The organism is Bacillus sp. SD088 (genome assembly GCF_017355205.1).
Classification (GTDB): domain Bacteria; phylum Bacillota; class Bacilli; order Bacillales; family Bacillaceae_C; genus Lederbergia.
Genome location: NZ_JADIJK010000001.1, coordinates 380125 through 392764 on the forward strand (window position 1 = coordinate 380125; position 12640 = coordinate 392764).

General features: G+C 37.7%; 11 protein-coding genes. 2 read left to right on the forward strand and 9 right to left on the reverse strand.

Annotated features, from left to right (window positions below; all coding sequences use genetic code 11):
* Positions 1-20: 20 nt before the first annotated feature.
* The 7 genes from IPU53_RS01525 to IPU53_RS01555 form a co-directional block, all read right to left on the reverse strand.
* Positions 21-728, reverse strand: a complete 708-nt coding sequence (locus IPU53_RS01525) for an N-acetylmannosamine-6-phosphate 2-epimerase (RefSeq protein ID WP_207446739.1) — start codon at positions 726-728, stop codon at positions 21-23.
* Between the two features lie 111 nt (positions 729-839).
* Positions 840-1982: a sialidase family protein gene (locus IPU53_RS01530; RefSeq protein WP_207446741.1), complete on the reverse strand. Its 1143-nt coding sequence runs from the start codon at positions 1980-1982 to the stop codon at positions 840-842.
* Positions 1983-2076: 94 nt separating this feature from the next.
* Complete coding sequence (locus tag IPU53_RS01535) at positions 2077-3777, reverse strand: ABC transporter substrate-binding protein (RefSeq protein ID WP_207446743.1); 1701 nt, start codon at positions 3775-3777, stop codon at positions 2077-2079.
* Positions 3778-3798: 21 nt separating this feature from the next.
* On the reverse strand, positions 3799-4689 hold the full coding sequence (locus IPU53_RS01540) for a carbohydrate ABC transporter permease (RefSeq protein ID WP_207446745.1): 891 nt from the start codon (positions 4687-4689) through the stop codon (positions 3799-3801).
* Positions 4690-4707: 18 nt separating this feature from the next.
* Complete coding sequence (locus IPU53_RS01545) at positions 4708-5658, reverse strand: ABC transporter permease (RefSeq protein ID WP_242697984.1); 951 nt, start codon at positions 5656-5658, stop codon at positions 4708-4710.
* A gap of 345 nt (positions 5659-6003) precedes the next feature.
* On the reverse strand, positions 6004-7344 hold the full coding sequence (locus tag IPU53_RS01550) for a sialidase family protein (RefSeq protein ID WP_207446747.1): 1341 nt from the start codon (positions 7342-7344) through the stop codon (positions 6004-6006).
* Positions 7345-7347: 3 nt separating this feature from the next.
* Entirely contained in the window at positions 7348-8286 is a 939-nt protein-coding gene (locus IPU53_RS01555; RefSeq protein WP_207446749.1) for a dihydrodipicolinate synthase family protein, read from the reverse strand.
* 253 nt (positions 8287-8539) lie between these two features.
* Between IPU53_RS01555 and IPU53_RS01560 the strand changes: the two genes are divergently transcribed.
* Positions 8540-9214 carry a FadR/GntR family transcriptional regulator gene (locus tag IPU53_RS01560; RefSeq protein ID WP_207446751.1) on the forward strand — a complete coding sequence of 225 codons (675 nt, stop codon included), beginning with the start codon at positions 8540-8542 and terminating at the stop codon, positions 9212-9214.
* A 166-nt stretch (positions 9215-9380) separates the two neighbouring features.
* The gene (locus IPU53_RS01565; protein WP_207446754.1) at positions 9381-10037 is read left to right on the forward strand and encodes a FadR/GntR family transcriptional regulator; all 657 of its coding nucleotides are present in this window, start codon (positions 9381-9383) and stop codon (positions 10035-10037) included.
* A 39-nt stretch (positions 10038-10076) separates the two neighbouring features.
* Here the strand turns inward: IPU53_RS01565 and IPU53_RS01570 are convergent, their stop codons facing one another.
* Both IPU53_RS01570 and IPU53_RS01575 read right to left on the reverse strand, forming a co-directional pair.
* Positions 10077-10391 (reverse strand): hypothetical protein, encoded by a 315-nt coding sequence (locus IPU53_RS01570; RefSeq protein WP_207446755.1) that lies wholly within the window; start codon positions 10389-10391, stop codon positions 10077-10079.
* 433 nt (positions 10392-10824) lie between these two features.
* Positions 10825-12450: a Na/Pi cotransporter family protein gene (locus IPU53_RS01575; protein WP_207446756.1), complete on the reverse strand. Its 1626-nt coding sequence runs from the start codon at positions 12448-12450 to the stop codon at positions 10825-10827.
* Positions 12451-12640: the final 190 nt, after the last annotated feature.

Genomic DNA, 12640 nt, shown 5'->3' on the forward strand with positions numbered 1-12640 from the left:
CAGCCTCTTATTCATCCGCTTTAAACCTTAAGGGTTTCCCCTAGACATTCAGCAAAAGCCTTCGTAATCAATTGCGGTCTCGTAATAGCACTGCCAACCACGACTGACCACGCACCAAGTTCCTGCATTTTTTTCGCTTGCTCAGGAGTTTGAATTCTTCCCTCAGCCACTACTGGTATGGACATTCGTTCACATAATTGCTGAACAAGTTCGAAGTCAGGCCCTTTCTGTTTTGGGCTATCTTCCGTATAACCAGACAGGGTGGTTGAAAGCATATCCACCCCACATTCACTTGCATAAGTAGCATCCTCAATCGTCGCAATATCGGCCATAACCAAAGTATCACTATGATCATGAATAAACTGAACCAACTCTACCAATTTCACTCCATTTGGCCGTTGGCGAATAGTCGCATCCAAGGCGATTACATCTGGTTTTACCTCCAATAATTCCTTAACCTCTTTTAAAGTGGCTGTAATAAATACTTCACTGTCAGGATAATTTCGTTTCACTAAGCCAATAACAGGGAGATTCGTCGCCTTCTTGATCGCTTCCACATCAATAGCTGAATTGCTCCGAATGGCAACAGCTCCACCTTGTTTAACAGCCATTGCCATTTTGGCCATCAATTCTGAACCATGTAACGGCTCATCTTCCAATGCCTGACAAGAGACAATTAAATTTTTATGAATAGTTTGAAAGAATTCTTTATTTCGCAATATTATCATTCCTTGTTTTTATTTTCTTCGATATCTATCTTGAAACAACAGTACTTTTGGATAACTTATATCTATGGAGGTATTATCCTTATATACCGACAAGCTTTCTAACTGATAACCTTAGGAAAAATCAGTTAACTTAAAACGGACACCTATGACATACGGTCTAGCTTCCTTCCCCTTTTGTATAACTTCTTCTTTATCAAAATACCCATAAGAGTTCAGAAAAAAAGTACCGTCTCTCATTACAACATTTCCAGCATAACCACAATCACCCGATTTTTTCGATGGAGTGAAGTCTCGGCCTAAAAGAATACGATACTCCCCTTCTTCTCCATTTATTAAATCATCATAAGTCCCAACCCAAGCTACCCAATCTCCTGCCATCCAATCATCCTCTTCAATCACTCCATCATTATTATAATCCAATATAATTTCCCGAAAAGATATAACAAGTCGACCACTAATTGGATCATAGGCGGCTTTATGTCGTTCCCCATTTATAGAACCCGGAACTTCTCTGGGGGTTGTCCAGTGCTCTCCTTCGTCATTTGAAAAAGAAATCGTTGATGTATGCATATGTGATTGGCTTCTCGCTAATAAGGCAAGTTGATGACCATCTGGGGAACGAAAAATACACGCTTCACATAATTGAACAGTCTGTTCTATTTCGCGATAGGGCTGTAAATAAGGTTCAGGCTTACTCCACCGCTCTTCCCCATTCTCTGAAAAAGTTAAGTACGTTTTATAATTGATAAATTTGGAATCATGATAGACCCCCATCCATCGATCCAACCATTGACCCTTTTCACCCTTCAAACGAACGAGACTAGACATCGCCACAATTGTTTGGTGTCCTATAAACCATTCCTTATAGTCACTCCAAGTTTTCCCTAAATCGGTCGAGATCGATGTTTTCCATCCTTTAAATTGATCCTCTCCCCAACCAGGTCCACCTGAAATAGAAATGAGCTTTTGTTGACCATGATTACAATCGAGTTGATAAATTGTCGGCGTTTCGCGGGAATCCCTCCATGTTTCATTTGGAACGATTCTCCCTTGCCAAGTTAATCCACCATCCACACTTTTATTGAGCAGTGCCTCTCCGATTCCATGTCCTTTCGGATAGACAGTAAAGATCGTCTGTTCATCATTAAGTAAAATCGAATCCGGTTGACCTAAATATTGGCCTGGTTCACGATCAATAATAATTTGTTGTTGGGGATCTATTTTATGAATAGGTAGTGTATTTTGAATAGACATCGATCGCTTCCTCCTTTAACCGACTCATCATACGCAATGCTTATTACTAGAAAAAGCCCCTTAGTTTATAACCTCGGGACCATTGTTCTACTTATTAATCTTCTGGATTAAGAAGGTCATCCACAGTTGCCGCCTTTTCTAGTTCCTCAAGTTTCTCTTTCCCGCCGTTGTTCATCCAATTTTGCACATAATTATCCCACTCTTTATCAATATCGACCTCTCCAACGATCGACTTCATTCTAAATTCATCAACGATTGTCGTTAATTGAGCACCATAGCGTTTATCAATTTCTCTTCCATTTGTTTCATTTAAAAGATCATATTTATACGGTCGTATTAACATTTTTTCCTGAATATCATCTCGAGCATAAAAATCTTCTTTTAACTTTAATGTATACTCTGAAGTAAACCAAGTTACTCTCTCTTTAGTATATGTTCTAAAATTATAAGCCCAAAATCCAGAATTACCTTCTTCCAAATCCCATTCTGGCTTTACCTTCAAGGCCGACTTTTCAGGTTCTCCCTCCCATTCGGAGTGCACGTCCACTTCACCATATAAAGTCCATCTCGCATCATCATCCAGATTAATATAATCAAAAATTTGTAAAATCCTAGCCAGTTCTTCATCTGTAACATCTTTAGATACATAAAAATTATCTGCTAGGTCAACAACTGGTAGATAAGCTCCTTCCCCTTGATACCCATCTGGTCCAATTTCAGGAGCAAGGGCTAACACTTTTGCAGTGGAATCTGGATCTTCGACAACATTTTGTGGGGCGCGTCCCCTTGCCCAGTCATCCATAGCAAGATAAGCAGGTTGCGCAATATAATAACCAACCTTTCCTTGCTTATATTTTTCCCACCCTTTTTGCTCATCTAAAGTTGTAAACTCAGGATCAATGATTCCCATATCATACCACTTAGCCATGAGCTTCAACCACTCTTTATATTGGTTAGAAATTTCTGTTACGACTAATTCCCCATCTTCCATTAAATTATATCCGTTTGCTACTCCAAATGCCCCCATTAAAGTGGTCGCCCAATTCAGATTATTATTAGCAGGTAAAATCCCGTACGTATCTTTCTTCCCATTTCCATCAGGATCATCGTTCACGAAGGCTAGTAAAATTTCCTCTAATTCCTTAATCGTATAAGCTTCTTCTGTATATAGGATGTTTTCCCGTTTACCTGGGCCTACAGGCTTTAAATCTCCTGGCGGTTCAAATCCTAGCTTTTCTAACCAGTCCAAGCGAAGAGTTGGCCCCCAAGCTAGACCTTCTACATGAGCATATTGGCCAATTAAGGATAAATATTCATTATCAGTTCCATCTTTTAAATTCATAATCGGTCCAGGTTGATGTTCCTCTAGCATCTTCATATATCGTGGAGCATATTTTTCTAGCATTTCTTTCGGAATTGTTCTCGTTAGACCAGAATCATACATTTCCTGTGGAGTTTGTCCTCCCGCCGTAAAAGAAAAGGTATCAGGCAAGTCACCCGATGCTACTAATAGATTCACTTGGTCTTCGTTCCAAGTATCAATTTTCACATTTTTAATCTTGATATTAAACATCTCTTCTAAACGTTTTTGGACATAGTTTCCTTCTTCTACTTTTCCTCTCGTAATAGAACCAGATAACTCTAGTGTTAACTCATCATTGAAATCCCCCGGTTCAGGTAGAGACGAGATATCGACTTCTTTCTCAGCTTCTTTACTCACATTTGAGCTACAACCAGATATGATAAGAACCATAATCAAAAATACAACAAAAAATATGCCTTTTAAACTTTTCATCGTTTCTCCCCCTTGTATCTATCAACCTTTTAATGATCCAATCATAATACCTTTAATGAAGTATTTTTGTACAAATGGATAAACTAAAACAATTGGTCCAATAGAAATGATAACGGTCGCAGCCCTGACATTACTTAACAGAAGGTTTCTGCTGGATCCCCCACCTCCTCCAAGAGCTGCGGCATCAGTAGATTGCGATAAATCCATCGCCGTAAGCATATCTCTTACAATAATTTGTAAAACTGATTTTGCATCATCTTGAATATAAACCAAGGCATGGAACCATTCATTCCAATGAAAGACAGCCGCCCATAAAGCAATCGTTGCTATAACTGGCTTGGAAAGCGGTAGGATAATTTTGGTTAAAATCGTAAAATAACTTGCTCCATCCATCATTGCAGATTCTTCAATACCTTTATCAATGGTCATGAAGTAATTTCTCATAATAATGATGTAGAAAACATTGACAGCGGTTGGTAAGATCAAAGCCCATCTAGTATCTATTAGGCCCAAGTTTTTCACTAGTAAGTAGTCAGGAATAATCCCGCCGGAAAAAAACATTGCAATTAGAAAAAAAATTGTAATTGTATTCCGAAATGGTAATTCCCTTTTAGAAAGTGGGTAGGCCGCTAATGTTGTGAAAGCAACGATTAAAAAAGTACCAGCTACGGTTCGAACTATCGTATTCATATACGCTTTCATAATATGGCCATATCCAAACACGAACTGGTAAGCATCAGAAATCCATTTTTCTGGCCATAAATTTGCGCCCAAGCTTGAAGCTTGATTAGGATCTGAAAAGGATAAAACAAATGTTTGCCAGAACGGATATAAAACAAGAAAAGAAAAAAAGCAAAATCCAATGACTAAACAAATTTCGAACAAGGAAAATTTCCTTTTTTTGATACCCATAAGTGCACAACTCCCTTTTTACCAAATTCCATGTTCACTTTTTCTGCGGATAATAGCATTTGCTCCCAAAATAAAGAGAACCCCTATCACATTTTTGAATAACCCCACCGCAGTAGCATAATCGAATTGAAATTGCTCTAAACCACTTCTGTAAACATATGTATCAATAATATCTGCCACTTCATAAACGAGTGGATTATACAAATTCAAGATTTGGTCAAACCCTGCATTCAAAATCCCACCTAAACGAAGAATAAACATAATAATTACCATTGGCATAATAGAGGGTAATGTGACATGAATCATTTTCTTGAATCTTCCAGCTCCATCCATTTCAGCCGCTTCATATAATGCCGGATCAATTGAGGCTATAGAAGCGATATAGATGATTGCTCCATATCCGATTTCTTTCCAAATATCCGTGATAAGAAGAACTGGCACAAAGAAAACCTTACTAGACAAGAAGTTTATTGGATCGCCACCAAACATCGTGATGACATAATTAATTATTCCCCGCTGTGGAGAAAAGACTTCAATGATCATGGCTGATAAGATAACCCAAGACATAAAATGTGGTAAATACGAGATTGATTGTGTCACTTTTAAGAACTTTTGATTGCGAATTTCATTTAACAGTAATGCAAAAATAATTGGTGCCGGGAATGAAATAAGAATCTTTAGCAGACTAATGATAATCGTATTTTTTAATGCTCTTATAAACATAAAATCTGTAAATAAACGTTTAAAATGGTCGAAATTGTTCCAAGGACTGTCCCAAATTCCAAGACCTGGTGAAAAATCCTTAAACGAAATGATGACTCCATACATCGGAAGATAATTAAAGATGAACAACATTACTACTGGAAATAATAGCATGGCATATAGTAACTTCATCTTTTTCATTTGTGTCCATGTGGAGGCTTTTTTATTAAATTGTAAAGATGTTTTGGCTGTTTCGACCTTTGCCATACTAAACCACTCCCTTCCGCTAAGATAATCTTTTTCTGGTATAAACCAGAAGATTAATCAATTTATTTCTAATATATTATGGTAGTACCATTTTAATTATCTGCAATGAGAGTAAATCGAATTCAATACCGTAGTATGGTAGTACCATATTCTCTTATCAAGAGATTAATCGCTTTCACATCATCTGTCAACATATTTTTACAAAATTCGCGAATCTTATAGAAGAACTATAGGTAGAGACCTCGAGATGGTTGTGGTTAGACATCGGTTTAGAGCCAATTGTCTAACCACTTGCTTTATTAAATGAGATAAGAACACACTACGCTACTCCTATGGTAGTCCCTGTTATGCCTTTAACCACTCTAATGAAAAGGAAGCAAACGGGATATCCATCTTATTCCAATCATGATAATCATAGTGACGCTCATATAATATGCCGATTTCTCCATTTTTCATAACAGTTAAACAAGAATACCCAAAGTACCCTTCTTCAATCACCTTGCTGTAGGGCCATGTTTTTCCGCCGTCTTCGCTTAAACGAACTGTTCCTGTAATCCTTTTCTCTTCATCAGCAGGATTTGAAAATAGAACACGAACTTTGCCATCCCCGAGATCAGGGTAAAGAGTCACACTTGATTGACAAATTGGATCAAGTAATGTCTTATCAAATTGGACTTCTCCCCAAGTTTCTCCCCCGTCTGTACTTGTCGTGACAGCCGTTCTTTGCTTTCCATAATGATTCCGTAAATAATATCTTAATTCGCCTGTCGGTAATTGAATCACCTGTGATTCTGTTAAATATTGTTTCTCATGCGAAATTGTTTTTGCTGTTAATTCCTCTCCATCTAATACTCTTCCATCATTTGGAGATTCGCCCCTTTTCCAGGTAGCGCCATGATCATCACTATAAATACAAGCACAGGACAAACAGCCTGCTTCATTGGAAAAATAAATGGGAAACACCAAGCGACCTTTCTTTGTGCCATGCTTTAACTGAATACCACAACCTGGGCCTGAGCCGATAAAACGCATCCATTCTTCCTTTACACTAAGATTTAACTCTCTTGGTTTCGACCATGTTAAACCATCATCATCACTTTGAATAATGTGTAAAAAGGATGTTCTTGCTTCTAATAAACTTTCATTTGGGTCAATTCCCTGTTTGAAATACATATTGCCCATCGCCTCTTGCCCCTTGAACACATATCCTTCTTCATCAACGGAATAATCTGTTTCTTGCCCTTTTTCATTTACAACTTTCCCATCTGTTTCAAGCAAAAATAGATTCCCATCACAGTCATATAGTTTTCTTCGTCCCTCTGTATCAAATCCAATGCCAGGAACACTATTTCGCAATCCAATACCACCAGGTGTATGACAATAGATCATAAAGATAGAGCCAGTTTCTTCGTCTTCTAGTAAAGCGGTGTCAATTGCTGCTGCACCGTCTAAACCTTCCCCTGCAAAACTGACTAACTTTTGAACCGGTCCCCAAGTCTTACCATGGTCTTCACTCCGTCTAATACTCGCATCAATTTGATTTGGGTTATCTGTATGGTCGGCAATTCTTGCATCAATCCCTGCAATGACAGTCCCTTTTTTCGTTGTAATCATAGACGGGATTCGATAAGCCTTTGAACCAGCCAAGTCTGGATAAAACACTACTTGTGTATCAATATTTGCCAATTTTTATACCTCCAGCTCATCTTTCTTTTTCGTTACAAGTTCAATCGTTTCTTCGATTTCTCGATTAAGGGCCTCCAGTTCAAGCCAATCCTCGTTTTTTTCGATCGGTAAAAGTGGCAAACGAGGTTGCCCTGTTTCTATTCCTCTTAAGCTCAGGATTGCTTTACAAGCACCGTATAAAGAGGGAAACGTTAGTAATTTAGAGATAAATCGGTTGATTTCTGTTTGGATAAACTGAGCTTTTTTAATTTTCCCTTCCGAAAAACTCGTTTCCAATTCACAATATAGTTGTGGCATGACCCCATAGGTTCCGCCGATGCCTCCATCTGCCCCCATAATTCGCCCACCTATATATTGCTCATCCGGGCCATTCAGCACCAAAAATTCTTTATCAGCGTTGGCTTTTAATTGCTGGAGTTCATATACACTTTCAGCTGACATCTTAATGCCAATAACCTTTTGTTCAGCAACCATTTTTTTATAAAGTGCTGATGTGAGATTAAATCCTGTCGTTTGTGGAATATGGTAAATGATAAATGGCAAAGAGGCGGCCTCAATCATTTCCTTCCAATGCCTTTCAACTGATTCCTCTGGTAAACGGTAATAAATAGCCGGAACAGATGAAATTGCCGCTACATTACATTTTTCAGCATGTCGAGCCAATTCAACACTTTCCCTTGTTGAGTTTGCGCCGATGTGAGCAATGATCGTTAGCTTCTCTCCAACTGCGCTCACCACCGCCTCCAAAACTTCTTTACGTTCCTCCACTGTTTGCAGAATTCCTTCTCCTGAACTTCCGCCAACATACAGGCCTTTAATCCCTGAGTCAGCATAATAGTTAGCTAATTTCTTAACTCTTTCTTTATCCACTTCTCCTGCCGCATCATAAGCAGAATACATGGCTACAAAAACACCTTTAAATTGATCAAGATCCCAAGTCATATTTTTCATCCCATTTCTTTATCTATGATGTTATAATATGGTCATACCATTTACTCTCCTTCAAAACTAAACGCTTTCAAATCAAATGTCAAGCTGTTTTTAGCATTCTTCCATTTTTTGTTTCTTTATCTTTTCAGACCGAATGATTTGGTTATTGTATTAATTGTCTTTTAAATAGAAAAAACATTCCTTTTAGTTATATACTGGTGACAAGACTACGATTATAAATATATTTTTAGTGAGGAAGAAAAACATGGCGCAACGAAAACAAACGTTATCAGAAATTGTTATTGAACGAATAAAAACTCATATTGCGGAACATCAATACCAATCAGGTGACCAGCTACCATCTGAGAAGGAAATCATTCAAATGTTAGGCGTGAGTAGAACGGCTGTTAGAGAAGCTTTAAAATCACTTCAATCGCAAGGAATCATCGAGATCAAACCTGGTGTCGGTATTTTTGTCACAAAAGTCCACCTGCAAAGTTATTTAAAAAATATCTCTCCATTTTTAGCTTTTGATCAAACCAAATTCAAAGAACTGATTGATGCACGAATTATCCTCGAATTGGGAGCTGTCGAACTCGCGATAAACCATTACCATATCGATGAGATCAATCAAATGGAGAAATGGAATAACTTGATTTTAGAAAAAGCCAAAAAGGGAGAAAAGCCAAAAGAAGAGGATCGCCTATTTCATAAAACACTATTTAATGCCACGGGCAATGAGACCTATATTCAACTTTCTTACATTATCAACGAATATTTCCAAGCCAACCAATTAGAAGAAGTTGTTGACTTGGAGGAATACAAACATTCCTACGAAGAACATAAACAGGTGATCAATGGGATTCGACAAAAGGATAAAGAAACAGCTCAACAGGAGATGAGAAACCATTTGAGTCATCTTTATAATCTGTTGCAATGAGCAAAATACTCCTATGACAAGTGGGACACTACCCATAAAGGTAAAGAAGACGCTTTCCTTTTTATGATTTTATCTTTTCCATCTATATGATATAATATTTTAAAAGATCATATGGTATTACCATAAAGCATTATGTCATATCATTTTCAAGTAAGCGAGGATAAAGATGAAACCAATCCAAGATACTGAACGATTTACTTTAAGCAAAATTATTAGCGACGATCTTAAAGACTATATCATTCAAAATAAGCTCACTACAGGAGACCGCCTTCCTTCGGAGCGGGAGCTTGCAGCGAATATGGATGTAAGCCGTGTCATTATACGTGAGGCATTACGATCATTGGAAGCAACTGGTCTGGTCACAATTAAACAAGGTGAAGGAGCCTTTGTTAATACGGACGATCCTCAGGTTATTTTCCAAAACCTCTTTCATTTTTGGAAAATGAACAGTGAAAAGACAGATGAATTGCTTGAGCTTCGCTTTCTATTAGAAAAGGCAGCCATTGAACAGATTTGTCAGCATCCCAATGCTGAGCAATTCGAGCAATTAGAAAGGCTCATGCAAAAAATGGAGCAAACCGATGATCCAGATGAATTTCAACAATACGATGCAGCCTTTCATACTGGATTAATTGAGGCAACTCAAAACAGTTTGTTCATTCAATTAGCAGATACCATTGTGCAATATTTTGCAGAAGCTCCTGCTATCCCCTTTACCCAAGAAGAAAAGAATGTAACTGTAAAGGAACACGCCATAATCCTTCAAGCTTTAAAAACAGGAAAGCTTGATCAGGCATTGACCACATTGGAGGAACATTTGTAGCGGCCAAGAAAGTAAACAGCCCTAGTGGGAAATATAAATTCATTTCCCGCTAGGACCCTCTTTTTGAACACGTACTATAAGTTTTTTTACGATTAAAGTTGCGATTAAAAAGCATAACAAAAGTGAAATGAGTAACGTTCCTAATGGAACAAAATAATTATTTGCTTCACTGATCGCAGTAAAGAGATTAGCCCTTCGTTCCTTTGTATACAAAGTGAGAACAGAACCAAAAAGGCCAAACTCACTTACATCAAAAGATGAATTAGGTTGGCTTATTGGTGTCCGTGGAACTAGGATATTTAGAAAGAAAATAAACAATGTAAGGAAACTAACCATCCACTTGTTCTTATTCACTTCTAAGCCCCCCCAAGCAGTAGATCCTCAGATTTACCATAACAGAACCATATTCATAATAAAAGCCCTCTTTTCAAAAGAGAGCCGTTCATTTTTATAATTTTTTTAATTACTTTCGCTTCCAATAAACATTCTCCCTTTTATGCTTAATACCATCAATCCAAACAACTGATTCTTCTTCATTTACTTCGAACACTAGGATCACTTAAAGGTCAAGCCTTGTCCAATAACCTTTTAATCTTATTGCTGTTATCTTTTTCGCAGTTACAGTTGGCAAATAAGATAATCGGGAAAAATAATCAAGGTAAATTCGTTCCTTAACATCGGGAGGATAGGCGTTATATTATAACATCTGAATGTTACACTACTCTAATTTCTCATTTTTATTTTTTAAAAAGCCCCCTTGCAAAAGGGAGCTCTCCATTTCATCTATTTATTCCTCTTCTCCAATGACCCCATCCGCGATATTCACGGCATGGTCGCCGATTCTTTCTAGGTTACTGACAATATCTACATACACAATTCCGGCTGTTCCGGTACATTGATTTTCGTTTAGACGACGAATATGTTGTTTCCGCAGGTCTCTTTCCATTTGATCAATTTGAATTTCTTTCTCTAGCACAGCTCTTGCTTGCTCAACATCATCATGTTCCAATGCATGAATGGCTTGTCTTAATGTGGAGATCGTCAGCTCAAACATTTCCTCCAAATCCTTTAATGCTGATTCAGAAAATTTCACCTTATTATGAATTTGGTTGTCCACTAATTCCATAATATTTTCAATATGATCTCCAATTCGTTCAAGATTGATGACAGTATCCATTAAAACATGATGCGTTTTTAAGTTTTGATCTGATAAAGAATGATAGGATATTTGCATTAAATACTCCGTGATTGTCTTGTCCAAATTGTTCAAAGCATCCTCAATTTGTGGAAGTAACTCTCGTTTCTTTTTTTCATGCTTTCTGAAGTAGTGCCCTACTTCTACCATCCCTTTTTCAGCTAATTCTGCCATTCGTAACACTTCTTTTTTCCCTTGCCCCAATGCAACCGATGGGGATTGACGAATAAATTGCTCACCTAAATGAATTGCTTTATGTTCAATGGATTTATCTTCACCCGGCACAAGCTTAGTTACAATCCAAGCAAGCCCTGCGATGAATGGAAACTGAATAATGGTATTTGTAACGTTAAATGTTCCATGAGCAAAAGCGATCGTCATTTTATTATTTAAATCTAACGATCCCTGGAAAAACTCAATTAAATGAGTAAACGGACCCATGAAAATAAGCACTAAAATCGTTCCTATTAAGTTAAAAAGGACATGAGTATATGCCGCTCTTCTTGCTGAGACTGAAGCGCCAATAGCAGCCAAAATCGCCGTAATGGTCGTTCCAATATTCTCTCCAAAAAGAATGGGTAAGGCTGTTTGTAATTGAATCACGCCTTGATCATACAATGCCTGTAAAAGCGCAACAGAGGCTGAGGAGCTTTGAACAAGTACAGTAAAGAGAGCTCCCACCCCAACACCTAGAATTGGATTATGGCCTAAATTTACCATCAGATCAATGAAAGTCTGCGCTTCTCGTAATGGTTTCATCGCATCTCCCATTAAATTAAGTCCAAAAAACAAGGCACCAAACCCAAAAAATACTTGACCGAAGTTATTGACTTTATGATTTTTAAAGAAGAAAATTAAAAATGCACCCAAGGCAAGAATAGGTAACGCATAGGCTCCAATATCTATGCCAATAATAAAGGCTGTTACAGTTGTTCCAATATTGGCTCCCATTATGACACCAATCGCCTGTCTTAAGGTCATAAAACCTGCTGTTACAAGTCCTACTGTAAGTACAGTGGTACCTGAGCTAGATTGGATTAAAACTGTCACAACGATCCCAGTTAAAACACCCATAATCGGCTTTGTCGTAAACCGATCCAGTAGGTCTCTTAATCCATCGCCTGCAGCCTTTTGGAGACCATCTCCCATGGTTTTGATTCCATACAAGAAGATCCCTAGTCCCCCAAAGAACGTAAAAAGCACTGTTTGCAAGTCCATGTCTTCTCTCCTATTTATGTAGTGTTTTCGAGCTTGCTCATTCCTTCCTCATCTTAATGAAGAACCTTGGAAAAGTAAATATGAAGGAATGTAAAGATTTTGTAAAGATATTTTTGGAAACGCTTAGCAATTGAATATAAGTTCAATCATTGGACGAACTTTTCCATTCACCTTATGCTTTATTTAATCT